Origin of the sequence: Nocardia macrotermitis, from assembly GCF_009604405.1 — a bacterium.
Taxonomy (GTDB): Bacteria; Actinomycetota; Actinomycetes; order Mycobacteriales; family Mycobacteriaceae; genus Nocardia; species Nocardia macrotermitis.
The window spans coordinates 167,388-182,644 of record NZ_WEGK01000010.1; the positions used below are offsets into that span (position 1 = coordinate 167,388).

General features: G+C 67.3%; 15 protein-coding genes. 7 read left to right on the forward strand and 8 right to left on the reverse strand.

Features of this window, described 5'->3' with window-relative positions; genetic code table 11:
- Nucleotides 1–147 precede the first annotated feature (147 nt).
- Nucleotides 148–1,632: a FadR/GntR family transcriptional regulator gene (locus tag NRB20_RS23050; RefSeq protein WP_153412415.1), complete on the forward strand. Its 1,485-nt coding sequence runs from the start codon at nucleotides 148–150 to the stop codon at nucleotides 1,630–1,632.
- A 36-nt stretch (nucleotides 1,633–1,668) separates the two neighbouring features.
- Here NRB20_RS23050 and NRB20_RS23055 read toward each other — a convergent pair whose 3' ends face one another.
- The 4 genes from NRB20_RS23055 to NRB20_RS23070 all read right to left on the reverse strand — a co-directional run bounded on the left by NRB20_RS23055 (nucleotide 1,669) and on the right by NRB20_RS23070 (nucleotide 7,218).
- A complete protein-coding gene (locus NRB20_RS23055) occupies nucleotides 1,669–2,907 on the reverse strand; it encodes an FAS1-like dehydratase domain-containing protein (protein WP_153412417.1) in 1,239 nt (412 codons plus the stop codon).
- Between the two features lie 20 nt (nucleotides 2,908–2,927).
- Entirely contained in the window at nucleotides 2,928–4,436 is a 1,509-nt protein-coding gene (locus NRB20_RS23060; RefSeq protein WP_319945291.1) for a class I adenylate-forming enzyme family protein, read from the reverse strand.
- A gap of 4 nt (nucleotides 4,437–4,440) precedes the next feature.
- Nucleotides 4,441–5,604, reverse strand: coding sequence for an acyl-CoA dehydrogenase family protein (locus tag NRB20_RS23065; protein WP_153412421.1), 1,164 nt, complete (start codon nucleotides 5,602–5,604; stop codon nucleotides 4,441–4,443).
- Nucleotides 5,605–6,033: 429 nt separating this feature from the next.
- The gene (locus NRB20_RS23070; RefSeq protein ID WP_319945292.1) at nucleotides 6,034–7,218 is read right to left on the reverse strand and encodes an RNA-guided endonuclease InsQ/TnpB family protein; all 1,185 of its coding nucleotides are present in this window, start codon (nucleotides 7,216–7,218) and stop codon (nucleotides 6,034–6,036) included.
- Nucleotides 7,219–7,677: 459 nt separating this feature from the next.
- Here NRB20_RS23070 and NRB20_RS23075 point away from each other — a divergent pair, with 459 nt between their 5' ends.
- The 5 genes from NRB20_RS23075 (at nucleotide 7,678) to NRB20_RS23095 (ending at nucleotide 11,367) form a co-directional block, all read left to right on the forward strand.
- Nucleotides 7,678–8,802, forward strand: a complete 1,125-nt coding sequence (locus tag NRB20_RS23075) for an acyl-CoA dehydrogenase family protein (protein ID WP_153412425.1) — start codon at nucleotides 7,678–7,680, stop codon at nucleotides 8,800–8,802.
- A 15-nt stretch (nucleotides 8,803–8,817) separates the two neighbouring features.
- Complete coding sequence (locus NRB20_RS23080) at nucleotides 8,818–9,588, forward strand: SDR family NAD(P)-dependent oxidoreductase (protein WP_153412427.1); 771 nt, start codon at nucleotides 8,818–8,820, stop codon at nucleotides 9,586–9,588.
- Nucleotides 9,589–9,621: 33 nt separating this feature from the next.
- A complete protein-coding gene (locus NRB20_RS23085) occupies nucleotides 9,622–10,392 on the forward strand; it encodes an SDR family NAD(P)-dependent oxidoreductase (protein WP_153412429.1) in 771 nt (256 codons plus the stop codon).
- 262 nt (nucleotides 10,393–10,654) lie between these two features.
- A complete protein-coding gene (locus NRB20_RS23090) occupies nucleotides 10,655–11,089 on the forward strand; it encodes a hypothetical protein (protein WP_153412431.1) in 435 nt (144 codons plus the stop codon).
- A gap of 56 nt (nucleotides 11,090–11,145) precedes the next feature.
- Nucleotides 11,146–11,367 (forward strand): RpnC/YadD family protein, encoded by a 222-nt coding sequence (locus NRB20_RS23095; RefSeq protein ID WP_153412433.1) that lies wholly within the window; start codon nucleotides 11,146–11,148, stop codon nucleotides 11,365–11,367.
- 18 nt (nucleotides 11,368–11,385) lie between these two features.
- Here NRB20_RS23095 and NRB20_RS23100 read toward each other — a convergent pair whose 3' ends face one another.
- Nucleotides 11,386–12,276: an SDR family oxidoreductase gene (locus NRB20_RS23100; protein WP_153412435.1), complete on the reverse strand. Its 891-nt coding sequence runs from the start codon at nucleotides 12,274–12,276 to the stop codon at nucleotides 11,386–11,388.
- A 45-nt stretch (nucleotides 12,277–12,321) separates the two neighbouring features.
- Between NRB20_RS23100 and NRB20_RS23105 the strand changes: the two genes are divergently transcribed.
- Entirely contained in the window at nucleotides 12,322–12,945 is a 624-nt protein-coding gene (locus tag NRB20_RS23105) for a TetR/AcrR family transcriptional regulator (RefSeq protein ID WP_153412437.1), read from the forward strand.
- 31 nt (nucleotides 12,946–12,976) lie between these two features.
- Here the strand turns inward: NRB20_RS23105 and NRB20_RS23110 are convergent, their stop codons facing one another.
- The 3 genes from NRB20_RS23110 to NRB20_RS23120 are packed head-to-tail and all read right to left on the reverse strand — an operon-like array spanning nucleotide 12,977 to nucleotide 15,218.
- Nucleotides 12,977–13,723: a hypothetical protein gene (locus NRB20_RS23110; RefSeq protein ID WP_319945293.1), complete on the reverse strand. Its 747-nt coding sequence runs from the start codon at nucleotides 13,721–13,723 to the stop codon at nucleotides 12,977–12,979.
- On the reverse strand, nucleotides 13,720–14,037 hold the full coding sequence (locus NRB20_RS23115; RefSeq protein WP_153412439.1) for a flavin reductase family protein: 318 nt from the start codon (nucleotides 14,035–14,037) through the stop codon (nucleotides 13,720–13,722). Before NRB20_RS23115 ends, NRB20_RS23110 begins: the two co-directional genes overlap by 4 nt.
- Nucleotides 14,037–15,218, reverse strand: coding sequence for an acyl-CoA dehydrogenase family protein (locus NRB20_RS23120; protein WP_319945294.1), 1,182 nt, complete (start codon nucleotides 15,216–15,218; stop codon nucleotides 14,037–14,039). The genes NRB20_RS23115 and NRB20_RS23120 overlap by 1 nt, the downstream gene beginning before the upstream one ends.
- Nucleotides 15,219–15,257: the final 39 nt, after the last annotated feature.

Sequence of the window (15,257 nt, forward strand, 5' to 3'; positions counted from 1 at the left end):
CATGTCTTCGCGCATCGAACAGCCGACCCGACCCCGCGAAACAGTGGCCCGTACTCCAACTCGCACACCCCGGGACCGCACGTCACACCGATCACAAACCCCCAGCTGACTACACTGAGGATCCGAAACCCACCCCGAGGAGTGTCCATGGCGACTGCCGTCGAGACCGAGCCCGCCGACGGCGAGCCGCGTATCGAGACCGAAGCCGTGGGCGGCAAACTGGCCGCCCAGATCGCGCGACGCATCGAGGAGACCGTCATCCGGGAGGGGTGGCCGGTCGGCGAGACGCTCGGCTCGGAGGTCGGGTTGCGCGAGCAGTTCGGGGTGAGCCGGTCGGTGCTGCGCGAGGCGGTGCGACTGGTGGAACACCATCAGGTCGCCCGGATGCGGCGCGGACCCAACGGCGGGCTGTTCATCTGCGCGCCCGACGCCGGGCCCGCGACCCGGGCCATCGTCATCTATCTCGAATACGTCGGCACCAGCGTCGCGGACCTGCTCGAGGCCCGGCTGCTGCTCGAACCCATGGCCGCGGGGCTGGCGGCCGAGCGGATCACCGAGGACAGCATCGAATCGCTGCGCGCGATCCTGGCCGACGAGTCCGTCCGCCGGGAGGATCCGGGCGTCTCGGCGGAGGATCCGCTGCACCTCACGCTGGGCGCGCTGTCGGGAAATCCGGTGTTGCGGTTGTTCATCGAGGTGCTCACCCGCCTCACCGCCCGCTACGCCCACACCTCCCGCCGACTGTCCAAGGCGGAGGTGCTGGACTCCAAAACCGTTGCGCACGAGGCACATCGGGCCGTGGTGGACGCGGTGATCGCGGGCGACGGCGCCCGCGCCCAGATCGAACTGACCGCGCACCTGGAATCGGTGGCGGAGTGGATCGAGAAACATCGGGTGCGCCGCGCCTCCCGGATCAAGGGTCCGGTGGTCGAGCCCGAGGTGGTCGAGGGTCCCGGGGCCAAACTCGCCGAGATCGTCGCGGGCCGCATCCACGAGGACATCGCCGCACGCGGCTGGCAGGTCGGCATGGTGCTGGGCTCGGAGACCGATCTGCTGGGCCGCTACGGCGTCAGCCGCGCGGTGCTGCGGGAGGCGGTGCGGCTGCTGGAGTACCACTCGGTGGCCCGGATGCGTCGCGGGCCCGGCGGCGGGTTGATCGTCGCGGAACCCGAGGCGCAGGCCAGTGTGGACACCATGGCGCTGTATCTGGAGTATCAGGGCGTCACGGCCGCGGATCTGCAAACCGTGCGCAACGCCATCGAATTGGGCCTGGTCGCCCGCGTGACCGAACGTCTGGCCGCGGGGGATCCCGAGGCGGTCGACCGACTCGGCCGGGCCGTGCGCTGGCCGTCGGAGGGGCCGCCGGAGGATTCGCGCAAGGCCGATCTGTTCCACACCGAACTGGCCGCGCTGGCGGGCAATCCGGTGCTGTCGCTGTTCCTTTCGATCCTCACCGAACTGTTCCGGCGGCACGCCGAAGGCGGCGGGCAACCGCTGCCCGGCGCGCAGGCCGCCGACGAGGTCGAACAGGCGCACGGCCGCATCCTCGACGCGATCGTGCAGGGTGACGCCGGGGTGGCGCGGCACCGCATGCGCCGCCACCTCGACGCCCTCACCCCCTGGTGGCACTGAAAACCCCTGTGGCACAGGCATATCGCAACAACTCGTTCAGACGCTGAACCGGGCCAGCTCGTGCGCGACCATACCGTCCAGATCCGGAGCCGGGGGCGCGGGTAGTTCGACCGCGCCGTCGCGGCTGGGCAGCAGAACCACGGCCGTGCCCGGGGTGGTGATCTCGCCGCGCTGGTTCTCGCAGCGCACCTCGAGGTGAACCTCGTTGCGGCCGTCGATCTTTCGCTTGTCGACGACCTCGCCGCGCACCCAGGTGGTGTCGCCGAGGTAGTTGAACTTGCGGTGCTCGCAGCGCAGCTTCCACAGCCAGCCGTCGTCGCCGATCCAGTCGGTGAGCAGGTGCACCAGCCAGGTTTCGCGCATGCCGCCGTAGTCGTAGGGATTGGGCAGGCCGAGTTCGCGGGCGCGTTCTGGCTCCCAGTGCAGGCGTTGCACGGTGTCGGGGATGTTCAGCGGGTTGGGCGGATACAGGCCCGGGGCCTTGCGGCGGATCCGCGCGGCGATCTTGAACGCGCCCGGCGGGGTCAGCTGCATGCCCCAGCCCAGATGCCACACCACCACATCGGTCGTGGTCAGCGGCCCTTTGACCTTGGGCTGCAAGACATCTCCGATTTCCACGTCCTCCCACCAGCGTGGCACCGCGCCGCGCCGGGTCTCCGCGGCGTAGGCGGCGTCGATCTCGGCGAGTTCCTCGGGCGTATACGGTTGCTGCACAAGGGCTTCGGTGGATCGCTTCTTGGAGGTGTGCCGCTCGGCGTTGATCCAGGCGCCCCGGCGCACCGCATGCATCTCACCGCGGCCGTTGGCGTACAGGTAGTCCTGGGTGACATGCGCTGTGCGCCCGCCGAACCGGCTCGGTTTGAGCGCGACACCGACCTGGGTCTGCAACACCCGGCAGCGGTCACCGAGCCGAAGTGGTTGCCACCATTCGTATTCCATGACCGCCTGATACGAACCCAGACCGGCGAACGGGTCGCCCTTCAGCAGCGCCTTGGTCTCGGCATCCGGTTTCGGGGCCGCATCCTCACCCATCGTGTAGAGGAAGGTCGGCGGCGCGATCAGCCCACCCCATCGGGTCGAGGCCGCGTGCTCCGGATCGCAGTACAGCGGATTGTCATCGCCGTAACCGAAAGCGAAGTGCCGCACGCCATCCCAGGTCACCTCGTAGTTGTGCGGCGGATTGGGTTGCGGCTTCGGCACGCCCAGGCGCAGCCGGGATCGTTCGATCGCCTCGTCGGTCAGCAGGCCGAACGTCGCGGTGCGCTCCTGGGTCATCGATACTCCTGTTCGATCGTTCACGTGGTGGTCCGGTCCGCGAGGCGGGTGCGCAGGATATCGAGCAGTTCGACGCGGCTGACCTTGCTCGACGGGGTGCGTGGCAGTTCGTCCAGGACGACGATGTGGACCGGTACCTCGTAGGGCAGCAGGTGTTCGCGGCACAGGTCGAGCAGGTCGGCAACCTCGGGGACGGGCTGTCCGGGGGTGGCCTCGACGGCGGCCACGGGGACCTGGCCGAGGCGTTCGTCGGGCAGGCTCACGACCGCCGCTTCCCGTACTGCCGCATGCTTTTCCAGGGCGCGCTGCACGGTTTCGGGCTGGACTTTGAAACCGCCGCGGATGATCGCGTCGTCGGCGCGGCCCTCGATCCAGAGGAAGCCGTCGGGGTCCATGCGGGCCAGATCGCTGGTGCGGACCCAGTTCGTCTCGCCCTGACCGGTCTGCGCGGTGCGGACCTCGAGGCGGCCCTGCTGTCCGTCCGGGAGTTGCGCGCCGTCGTCGCCGGTGATGCGCAGCTGCGCGCCCGCGAGTGCGCGACCGGCGCTGCCCGCCTTGGTATCCCACCACTGCCGATGCAGCGGCAGGGTCCAGCCGGCGACCGCACCGGCGAATTCGGTGGCGCCGTAGGTCATCAGCACCGGGATGCCGTAGGTGCGGAAGAAGTTGTCCGCCAACTCCTTCGGGCACGGGGCGGTACCGGAGGTGACGACCTCGAGGCTGGCGATCCGAGCGGCGGGAACGCCCGCGTCCAGGACGGTCCGCAGGGCCGCGGGGACCAGACTCGCGGCGCGCAGTTGGTGCCGTTCGACGGCCGAGATCCATTGGTCGAGAACGAATTTGGGCATCAGGATCATGCGGCGGCCGGTGGCCAGGCAGGCCAGGGCGCGCCACAGACCGCCGATGTGCACCAGCGGGGCGGAGACGAGCGAGGCCGAACGGGACAGCAGGCGGTCGGCCTTGGGGACCTGGCCGCCGGAGACCAGGGCCTGATCGAGTTGTTCGAAGGCCAGGTTCACCGTTTTCGGAGCGCCGGTGGTGCCGGAGGTCAACATCTCCACTGCCACACCGGGATTCGTGGTCGGGGTGGTGTCGTCCGAGGTCCGGGTCGCGCCACCCGAGCGGTGTACCGATCCGTCGGTGCGTAGTTCCAGCACCAGACTCACCTCGCGCGCGGCGTCCAGGACACCGGGACGCGCGAGTGCCTCGGTGGCCGCGATCACGACCGGCGGGCGCGACCGCGCGATGTGCGCCGCGAGGCGGGCCGGAGGCTGGAGCGGGCTGAGTGTCACCGTGCAGCGGCCCGACGCGATCAGCGCCGCCACCACCGCGACGTGTTCGGGCCGGTTCTCCAGCACGACGCCGACACGAGCACTCTCACCCAGCCCGGCCGCCTCGAGTGCGGCGATCACGGCCTGCGCGGTCTGTCGCAATTGCCCCCAGGTCCACCAGATCTCGTCGCGCTCGATCGCCTCGGCATCGGCGGGAGCCTCGGCCAGGAGGCGGGACAGGCGTTCGCGAATTCCCACGTGGTCAGCCTTTCGCCAGGACCGAGCCGGGCTCGGCAGGAATTTTCGGGTCCCGGGTGATGCCGACGAGTTCGGCGAGCCGGGATCGGTGCAGTGCGGGAGCGCCGAACAGCTGCTCGGATGCCTTGGCGCGCTTGAGATACAGGTGTGCGTCGTGCTCCCAGGTGTAACCGATGCCGCCGTGGATCTGGATGTTCTCCTTGGCCGCGCGGGTGAAGGCCGCCGAGCACCAGGAGGCGGCCAACGCCGCGGCGGCGGGGAGTTCGCCCGGCTCGTCGGCGGCGACCGCGGCCGCGTGATACGCCGCAGACCGTGCGGCCTCGAGGTCCAGCAGCAGGTCCGCGCATTTGTGTTTGATCGCCTGGAACGAGCCGATGGGGCGGTCGAACTGGACGCGGATCTTGGCGTAGTCGACCGCGGCGTCCAGGCATGCCTGGGTGCCGCCGACCTGTTCGGCGGCCAGCGCGGTGATCGCCAGGTCGAGGATCTCGCGCAGGTAGTGCGTCGAGTCGTCCGGTCCGATGCGTTGGGCCGGTGTGAAGTTCAGCTCTATTCGCGCCAATTGCCTTGTCGCGTCGAATGTTTCGATGCGACGACGGGTCAGTCCGGCGGCGTCGGCGGTGACCGCGAACAGGCCGGGTCCGGCTTCGGTCCGCGCCACCACCAGCAGCAGATCGGCGCGATGGCCGTCGATGACGAACATCTTCGTGCCCGACAGCGTCCAGCCTGCGGGGCCGGGTTCGGCGACGGTCGCGACGTCCGCGAGTCGCCAGGATCCGGACTCCTCGGCCAGTGCCAGTGTGGCGAGCACCGAGCCGTCGACGATGCCTGGCAGCCAAGCCTCCTGGGCCGCAACATCATTCGATGCGACCAGGGCCTGCCCTGCCAGGGCGACCGTGGCGAAGTACGGCGAGGGGACCAGCGCCCGGCCCATCTCCTCGAGCACGATGCCGAGTTCGACCGGACCGCCACCCGAACCGCCGAATCGCTCCGGCAAGGCCAGGCCGTGCAGGCCGAGTTCGGTGGCCATCCGATCCCACAACCGCGGGTCGTAGCCGGCGGCCGCGTCGATCCAGCGTCGCACCTGCGCGCTCGGCGACTTCTCGGCCAGGAAACGGCGCACCGTCGCGCGCAACTCCTCCTGTTCGGGGGTGAACACCAGGCTCATGGCTTCACCCCCGGATTTCCGTCCGTCGCGACGCAACCCACTGTCCGGGCGGAATTACATACCCTCTTCATGCACTCTCCCCGCACTTGTCGCCGCAATCTTCTGAACATCTCCGATAAAGAGGATACTCTATCCGGTGAGTGTCGGTCGTGGCCGCGCGCGGCCACCGAGAATCTGTGCCGGTCGTAGGCACGGCAGACCACCGCGAACAGCACCACCGACAGATTCGCCACCAGGACGAGCCCGACCATCACGTGACCACATCATCGATCGCGCGCACGTCGCCGACCTGCTCGGAACGCATCCGCGGAACGCCGCGCGGCAACACCATCACGGCCCGTAATAGAGACCATGATTTGACGTCCTCTCCCGCCTGATGGCCAGAGATTCCTGCCAGCGCCAATAGCGCTCCAGGAGGGTTACTGCTTCTCAGCCATGCGCCGGAACAGGTTCCGGTCTTACCTCGACTCCACAGTCGTTTGGATTGTCCGCCCGTCCGGCGGCCAAGATGTTCTTCGCAGCGTTCAGATCTCGGTCGTGTACAGCACCACAGACACAGGTCCAAGAGCGGACATGCAGGGGTTTCTTCTCGCCGATCGCTCCGCATGCGGAGCACATGCGCGTAGACGGAAAGAATCGGTCGACCGCGCCGAAGGTACGCCCATATCGCCGGGATTTCTCCTCCAGCATGCGTATAAACATGCCCCAGCTGGCATCGCGGATCGATTTCGCCAACCGGGTTCGAGCCAAAGCGCTGACGTTCAAGTCCTCTACGAACACCGCTTGGTTGTCGCGGATGATTCGCGTGGAGTGCTTGTGTGCCCAGTCCCTGCGGGTATCGGCCAACCTGGCATGAACCTTTGCGACCTTCAGTCGAGCTTTCGCTCGGTTCGCGGAGCCTTTTTCCTTGCGAGACAATGCCTTCTGCACTTTCCGCAACTTCCGTTCCGCACGACGCAGAAACCGTGGCGACGCGATCGTCTTGCCGTCCGATAGGACCGCAAACGTGGCCAACCCCAGATCGACGCCAACCTCCGAATCCGAAGGCGGCAGTGGCACATCGTCGGCCTGCACGACGAACGACGCGAAGTACCTGCCCGCAGCGTCCTTTATTACTGTCACTGACGACGGCTCGGACGGCAACTCCCGCGACCAGCGCACTGGGACATCCCCGACCTTCGGCAACCGGAGCTTGCCGCTCGCGGTTACCACGAACTTCGAATTCCTGGTGAACCTGATCGACTGCCGGTTGTCCTTGCGGGATCGGAACTTCGGCAGGGCGACCTTGACACCCTTGCGTTTGCCCGCAATCGACTGAAAGAAGTTGCGATACGCGGCGTTCAGGTCCGCCAATGCTTGTTGCAGAACCACACTGGACGTCTCCGCCAACCAAGCCCGCTCGGGAGTCTTCTTCGCTTCGGTGAGCCGCTTCGATAGTTCGGCATCGCTGATACGCTCGCCGATCTCGAACGCTTCCTGCCGCGCTCGCAGAGCATCGTTGAACACAACCCTGGCGCACCCGAATGCCTTCGCCAACGCCACCTGCTGCCCCAGTGTCGGGTAGACGCGGAACTGGTACCTGAGGTGCATAACACCATAATGCCATCGACTCATGTCGGGTGAATCGTTTTACACTGGCACACAACGTATTCCTCGCCGATCGCACACTCGAATCCGCTGGACTCGCCTTCATGACTTTCGTCACGTCAGTCTCGGACGAAGATCGCCGGACCAATCCACTCATCATCGAGTCCTTTCGAGAATCCGCATCGCACCCGGCGACGCATGTCGCACATCACAACCGCTGCCCGCGAACCACACCCGCGTTCTCCCGCTGAGCGGGAACTTCTCCGCTGCCGGACCAGCAGCCGTCTCGCGTCTCCCACCGCGCGACATATGAGCGCGCCTCCGGTCGCGGATCGATCACCGTCCCGAAGACATAATTCATTGCACTCTGTTTGAAGTATGACGCCGGATTTCCCTGGCATATCTCGAGCAGAGCTCGACTTGATCCGTAAAACAGTATACTTTCATCTACGCGCGACGACCTACTACGGACACAGGTGGTGACCGATGAACTTCGAGCTGAGCGACGAGCAGGCGATGCTGCGGGAGATCTCGCGCGACCTGCTGTCCGAGCGGGCATCCCTCGACCTCGTGCGCAGCGGGCTCGACAGTGCGCTGGACGTGGATCCGGAGTTGTGGCGGCTGGGCGGGGAGCTCGGTTGGCCGGGGTTGGGGTTGCCCGAGCAGTACGGGGGTGCGGGGCAGGGGTTGGTCGAGCTTGCGCTCGTTGCCGAGGAGGGCGGGCGGGCGCTGGTGCGGGGGCCGTTCATGTCGAGTGCGATCGTCGGGGCGGCGGTGGCCGGTGGCGGGCGACCGGAATTGCGTGCGCGGGTCTGCGCCGAGCTTGCCGATGGGTCTTGTTGGGCTACTTGGGCTTTCGGGGAACGTAATGCGCCGTGGACGCTGGACGGTATTCGGACCGTGGCCCGCGCGGATGGGGACGGCATCGTGCTCGACGGGGTCAAGACCGCCGTACAGGACGCGGGTGGGGCGCGCTGGCTGCTCGTCACCGCCGTTCACGACGACTCCCCCGCCTCGTTCCTGGTCGATCGGAACTCCCCCGGTGTCACTGTGCGGCGTGAACAGACTCTCGACCCGACACGCGCGTTCTACGAGGTGCGGCTCGAAAGTGTCCGTGTCCCAATGGATCACCGGTTGGGCGGCGGGCCGGAGGAGATCCAACGCATGCTCGACTACGCGACCACCCTGTGCTGCGCCGACGCTCTGGGAGCCATGCAGCGCATGCTCGAACTCACCGTCGAGTACACCAAGGTTCGGGTGCAGTTCGATCGGCCGATCGGTAGTTTTCAGGCGGTCAAGCACGCGTGCACCGATATGGCGATGCTCGTGCACGGCTCGCGCGCGGCCACCTACTACGCGGCCATGGCCGCGGACGCCGAGGCCGGCGACCGGGCGCGCTCGGCGTGCGTGGCGGCCTCCTATGTTTCCGGCGCGGCCGCCGACGTCGCCGATTCGGCCCTGCAACTGCACGGCGGCATCGGCTTCACCTGGGAACACGATCTGCATCTGTACATCCGCCGCGCCAAGACCGACTGCGTGCTGTACGGCGATGCCGACGTGCACCGCGATCGCCTGTGCACGCTGCTGCAACGGGCCACGACATCTCTTTAGCGCGAAAGGAATTCGATGGAGATCAGCAACAAGAAGGCCGTGGTGTTCGGCGGTGCGTCGGGGATGGGCCGGGCCACCGCGGAACTGCTCGCCGCGCGTGGGGCGAACGTGGCGATCCTGGATCGGCCGGGGTCGGCGGGCGCCGAGGTGGCCGCGGCGATCGGCGGCAGTTTCCACGAGGTCGACGTGACGGACTTCGAGGGCACCGAAGCCGCTCTCGCCGCGGCCGTGGAATTGCTTGGCGGACTGCATATCTCGGTCACGACCGCGGGCGGCGGCAGTGTGCGGCGCACGCTCGGTAAGCAGGGCCCGCACGATCTGACCGCCTTCCGCCGGATTCTGGACCTGAACGCGGTGGCGACGTTCAACATCAGCCGGTTGGCCGCGTCGCACATGAACGAGAACGAGCCCGAGGATCCCGAAGGTACCGGGGAGCGCGGCGTCATCATCAACACCTCGTCCATCGCGGCCTTCGAGGGCCAGATCGGGCAGGTCGCATACTCGGCCGCGAAGGCCGCCATCGCGGGGATGTCGCTCACCATGGCCCGCGACCTGGGTTCGAGGGGTATCCGGGTGGTGGCCATCGCGCCCAGTCTGTTCGAAACCGGTGCGACGGAAAAGATTCCGGAGGAGACCAGGAGTGCGCTGGTCAGGGACGCGGCCTTCCCGCATCGGCTCGGCAGGCCGGTGGAGTACGCGAAACTCGCCCTCGCCGTCGTGGACAACCCCATGTTGAACGGTCAGTGCCTGCGCCTGGACGCGGGCCAGCGTTTCGCACCGCGCTGACCCCGTTCGACACCAGAGAAACGGAGAAATCCCATGGCAGACAACGAATTCCAGGACAGTGAATTCCGGGACAGGGTCGCCTTCATCACCGGCGGCGGGCGCGGATTCGGCAAGGCGTTCGGCGCGGCCCTGTCCGCGCGCGGCGCCCGCGTGGTCCTGGCGGATATCGACGGCGAGGCCGCGACTTCCGCGGCCGCCGAACTGTCCGCGAACGGCGCGGACGTCACCGGCCTGGCCTGCGATGTCGCGGACGAATCCGGCGTCGCCGCCGCGATGGACGCGGTCGCCACCCGACACGGCGGCCTGGACATCCTGGTCAACAATGCCGGACTGCACGCGGCCTACAACCGCCCGTTCCACGAGCTGGGCCTGTCCACGGTCCAGCGCGTCTTCGATGTCAACGTGATGGGCACGGTCATGTGCACCATGGCCGCCCACCCCCTGATGACCGGCCGCCCCGGCGCCGCCATCGTGAACATCTCGTCCTCGGCCGCCTACGGAAACCACACCGTCTACGGCGTCTCCAAACTCGCCGTCCGCGGCCTGACCATGTCTTTCGCCCGCGAATACGCCGCCGACGGGATCCGCGTCAACGCCATCGCCCCCGGACTCATCCTCACCGACACCGTCCGCGCCGAACTCCCCGAAGCCGACCTGAAACGCGTTCTCGGACAACAACTCCTGTCCCGCGCAGGCAGCGAGACCGACATCGTCGATGCCCTGCTGTACCTCGCATCATCGAAATCCGCCTTCATCACCGGCGAAACCCTCAGAGTGACAGGCGGTTTCGCGCTCTCGGCATAAGAACGCCCGACCTGCCGACGGAATCAGCTCCGATCCGATTCAGCTATCGGGCACTCGCTCCATCCAGCCGTTCTCGCAATTCTCCGACCTGTTCGACATCGACGACGCCACCCGCGCAGAACTCGGCCCCTACCTCCCCCAACTCGAGTTCCTGCTCCGCGACACCACCCACGAGGACCTCGAACACCTTCGCGCACAACACTTCACACCCGAGGTACTCATCGCCCTGGTCAGCCTCCGCACCGCCTACGGCAACACCACCATGCACACCGTCCTCGCCCAACTCCTCCCCGAACTCGAAGCCGACCCCGACGCACACACCAAACTCACCACGGCCCTGCACTATATTCGTACTGTCGGCAACACCCCCGAAGAAGAAATAGCCGAAGTCATCGACCACGTCGGCCCACACGCCAAGGAGGCCCGGGTGACCACGGAACAACAAATCGAAGCACGCGGCATCAAGCTCGGCAAGGCACGCGGCATCGAACTCGGCGAAGCACGCGGCATCAAGCTCGGCGAGGCACGCGGAACAGCACGCGGACGAGTGGAAGCACTGATCGAACTGCTGCACACGAAGTTCGGCCCCCTCCCCACCACCCTCGAACGACGCGTGCAATCCGCAGCCCCCGAACAGATCCGCACCTGGCTGACACAGGTACTCACCGCCACCGCCTTGGACGAGATGTTCGCCTGAGACTCGAACCCGCCGAAGTCATCGACCACGTCCGCCCACACGCCAAGGAGGCCCGGGTGACCACGGAACAACAAATCGAAGCACGCGGCATGGCACGCGGCATCGAACTCGCCGAGGCACGCGGACGTGCAGAAGTGCTGATCGAAGTGCTGGACGCGAAGTTCGGCCCTCTCCCGACCACCCTCGAACGACGCGTACAGGCTGCTACCCCCGAACAGGTTCGCACCTGGCTGGCACAGGTACTCACCGTCACCACGCTGGATGAGATGTTCGCCTGATCCGGTTCGCGGGGAGTTTCAGCTCGCCAGGACCGGGGTGCGGGTTGCGGCCGGGGTGTGGGCCGGGGCGGTGTCGGCGGCGGCACATGCGCCGCCGTCGACCAGTAGGTCGATGCCGTTGAGGAAGCTGGCCTGTTCGGACAGTGCGAAGGTGACCACTGCGGCGACTTCCTCCGCATGACCCATTCGGCCCAGCGGTGTTGTGCGCACGATGCGGTCGATGATCGGGAACTCGGCGGCCTCCATGCGCATCGACGGAAGGTCGATGATGCCCTGGGAGACCGAGCAGATTCGGGCGCCGACCGCGCCCAGGCGCACCGACTCGCGGCGCACGAAACGGTGGATGCCGCGATTGGCCCAGGTGGAGGCGGCGGCCGGGATGTCGATCGTCGGGCCGAGCGCCTCGCGCATGCGTTCGGGGAATTCCGGGTGCAGTGGATCGTCGAGGACCGCCAGCGCGGCCGGATCGGGGACGTTCGGGTCCAGCATCGGCGACATGGCCGAGAGTACGACGGTGGCGGTGCCGTTTCCGGCCAGCGGCCGCAGCGTTTCGGCGAGGCGGGCGGTGGCGATCAGATCGGTGAGCAGTTCCGCGGCGGTGGCCATGGACGGTGTGCAGAAATCCATGTGGGCGACCGCACGCAGGGTGCCGAGTTCACCGATGCGCGCGGCCAGCCGGGCCGGGGCGTCCGCGTCGGTGATGTCCAGGGCGAACGGTTCCGCGGCCACACCGGCGTCGTGCACGAGCTCGCGCGCCGCGGCGGCGGCCGCATGCGAATCCCGATCCACCAGCAGCAGCCTGTCGACGTGATCGACCAGCTGCCGGGCGCAGGCCGCACCCAGTGTGCCGCCGACGCCGGTGACGACGCCCAGGGTCGTGTGCTGGAGTTCGTAGCTGCTGTGTTTCATGACACCTCCATACCGGACACCGCTGTCCGGTACTACGCTACACGCATGCCGCAGTCTCCGAAAGCAAATCGCGGACCCAGTGCCGGGCCCGCCAATCGGCAGGCCCTCATCGACGCCGCGCGGGAGGTTTTCGCCGAGTTGGGCTACACCGCCCCGATGAAGGAGATCGCGCGCCGGGCGGGCGTCGGCCAGGGCAGTATGTACCGCCACTTCAGCGACCGGATCGCCCTCGCCGCGGCGGTCTTCGAACCGAGCATCCGGGAACTGGAATCGCTTGCGGTGCAATCGGATACCACCCTCGCGGACCTGTTCGACCGAGTCACCGAACAGGCCCTGAGCTCGGCGGCGCTGACCGAGCTGATGAACTCCAACCGGGACGATCCGCGGGTCACCCTGCTGGGCGATCGCACCCGCGACACGATCGCCCTGATCGTCGAGCGCGAACAGGCCGCCGGCACCCTGGAAACCCACCTTTCCACCGATCACGCGATGGTCGCGGTCGCGATGCTGGCGACCATGATCGCCAAATCCGCCCCCGAGGACCGCGCCGACACCGCACGCCACGCCCGGGACATCTTCGACGCCGCCTTCACCCGCCCCTCCCCCGCACATGCCGCGGCCGCCGCACCGCACACTCGAACGCATGCGGTGCGGCGGCGCGGCAGCTGACCGGATCCTCAGCCCGCCAGGGCTGGGATCCTCAGCCCGCCAGGGCGATCGGCTGCACGGTCGCGGTTCCGTCCGCGACCTCCGCCTGTTCGGACTTGACCGCCCGCAGCAGCAGCGTCGGCGTCGCGATCTTCCACACGAAATACGCGAACGTCGGAATCGTATTGGCCAGCAGACCATTCCAGGCGAACGGGCCGGATTTGGTGAGGAAGACGAACGCACCCGGAATCAGCAGAATTCCCAGCACGATACTGAGCCAGCCGTACCAGCGCGGGAACACCCGCTTCGGCCGCTTATCGATCAACGCGGCATAACCGATAGACCACACCTGCAGCACGAAAATACAGGCATTGCCGACGAACATGAGCCAGAAGATATCGTTCAGCGCCGTGAGCGTATCGACCGAATGCGCTTCCGGCCGCCACGCCGCAGCCGAGAGAATCGCCATCGGGAAAAAGAACCCGATCGGCGCGACAACCCCGGTGAGCAGCTGATTCATCGACAGGATGCCCCAGCCGCCCTCGATTCGCCGCATTTGCAGACTCGTCACCACGACGTACGGATATTCGAACGGCACGGCCAGCACCATGATGGTGGTCGCCAGCAGAATTCCGCCGCGATGGTCGATGATGAACTGCCGCACCTGCTCCGGATGCAGATTCGGGTCCATGGGCGTGAGCAACCCGCCGACGGCGAATGCGATGACGAACGCCACCAGAAGCAGATAACCCGTCCAGGCGGATATTCGCTCCAATCGGAAATAGGTGTCCCTGTTCACGAATAGATCTCCTTCGATCTACCAGCCGACCATCCGGTCCAGCACAACTGTCGCGGTGGCGAGTAACCACCGTCCAACACTTCCTGATCCCCGGCGAGCACTCCGGCGCAGAACCGCCCGGCGGCCAGGATCGAGGGCAGGGTGGAGGAGGAGCGGTCCACCAGGAACGACACCAGCGGCGGTTCGAGGGAGACGGAGGTGAAGGTGCCCACGACCATCGCCCGCGGCCGCGCGTCGGCATCGGTGGTGGTGATCGCGACGACGCTGGTGGGGAAGTGCCCCAACACGTTCCGGAAGTACCGCCCCTCGATCATCAGATCAGTACCTGCATCGCCGGAGGCAGATCCAACCCCATCGCGGTCAGCGAGTTGGCGTGGTACGCCACCCCGGGCACGTGGATCATGTGCGCCAGGCCCACGTGGGCGTCGCGCCAGCACCGCTGCAACGGGTTGTTCCGGCGCGGGGCGTTACCGCCGGAGCGGGCGAAGATCTGATCCAGCGCCGCGACCGCACGCCACGCGCAGCGAACCTGGTTGCGCCGCACCATGGATCGGTCCTCGATGGTCAGCTCGACCCCGGCTTCCATCTTGTCGTAGAGCCCGCTGATGCCGTCGATCAGCTGCATCCGCGACGCCTGGATCTCCGCGGCGGCCTCACCGGCGGCGAACAGCACATACGGATCGTCCTTGACCTGCACCCCGGTCACCGCGACGCGATCGCGCTGCTGCGCCAGGTGCAGCGCCAGCCCGCCCTCGCAGATGCCGATCACCGCGGAGGTGATGCCGAGCGGGAACATCGAGGTGAAGGGCAGCTGATACAGCGTCTCGGTGCGACCGAAACGCGTTGCGGCGGTGCCGAACTGCACGTCGGTCTGATCGACGGTGCGGTACTCCGGCAGGAAGGCGTTCTCGACGACGACGTCCTTGCTCCCGGTCCCGCACAGCCCGATGACATCCCAGGTGTCCTGGATGATCGGCGCGTCCGAGCGCGGCACCAGCACGTGCAGCACCGCGGGCGGCTGCGCGGGTTTGCCCTTGCCGTCACCGCGCAACGCGCCCAGGAAGTTCCAGTCGCAATGGTCCGAACCCGAGGAGAACGGCCACCGGCCGGTGAGGGTGTAACCGCCCGCCACCGGATCGGCGATGCCGCTGGGCATGTACGGCGAGGCGATCCAAATGTCCGGGTTCTCGCCCCAGACATCCTGTGCCACACGGGGATCCATCTGCGCCAGTTCCCACGGGTGCACGCCGACCACGCCCGCGACCCAGCCCGCGGCCCCGTCGTACCGGGCCAGCGCCATCACGGCCTCGGCGAAATCCCTTGGGTGCGCGGCATATCCGCCGTACTCCTCGGGTTGCAGCAACCGGATCACCCCGGCCGCGCGCATCAGCTCCGCGGTCTTGTCCGAGAGCCTGCCCAGCGTCTCGTTCTCCTGGGCCAGGGCGGCGAACTCCGGCCCCAGCTTCTCGATGCGTTCGACTACTTCGTGTGCCACGCCGTCCACCTCCGCAATGCCGATCGGTTGTCCCGGACG

Excerpts from the sequence above, each read along its gene's own strand:
- NRB20_RS23065 (WP_153412421.1), bottom strand. The coding sequence starts at position 5,604 with ATGAGCCTGGTGTTCACCCCCGAACAGGAGGAGTTGCGCGCGACGGTG.
- NRB20_RS23105 (WP_153412437.1), top strand. The coding sequence starts at position 12,322 with ATGCCGCAGTCTCCGAAAGCAAATCGCGGACCCAGTGCCGGGCCCGCC.
- NRB20_RS23115 (WP_153412439.1), bottom strand. The coding sequence starts at position 14,037 with ATGATCGAGGGGCGGTACTTCCGGAACGTGTTGGGGCACTTCCCCACC.
- NRB20_RS23055 (WP_153412417.1), bottom strand. The coding sequence starts at position 2,907 with ATGACCCAGGAGCGCACCGCGACGTTCGGCCTGCTGACCGACGAGGCG.
- NRB20_RS23090 (WP_153412431.1), top strand. The coding sequence starts at position 10,655 with ATGCACACCGTCCTCGCCCAACTCCTCCCCGAACTCGAAGCCGACCCC.
- NRB20_RS23070 (WP_319945292.1), bottom strand. The coding sequence starts at position 7,218 with ATGAGTCGATGGCATTATGGTGTTATGCACCTCAGGTACCAGTTCCGC.
- NRB20_RS23100 (WP_153412435.1), bottom strand. The coding sequence starts at position 12,276 with ATGAAACACAGCAGCTACGAACTCCAGCACACGACCCTGGGCGTCGTC.
- NRB20_RS23050 (WP_153412415.1), top strand. The coding sequence starts at position 148 with ATGGCGACTGCCGTCGAGACCGAGCCCGCCGACGGCGAGCCGCGTATC.
- NRB20_RS23085 (WP_153412429.1), top strand. The coding sequence starts at position 9,622 with ATGGCAGACAACGAATTCCAGGACAGTGAATTCCGGGACAGGGTCGCC.
- NRB20_RS23080 (WP_153412427.1), top strand. The coding sequence starts at position 8,818 with ATGGAGATCAGCAACAAGAAGGCCGTGGTGTTCGGCGGTGCGTCGGGG.
- NRB20_RS23075 (WP_153412425.1), top strand. The coding sequence starts at position 7,678 with ATGAACTTCGAGCTGAGCGACGAGCAGGCGATGCTGCGGGAGATCTCG.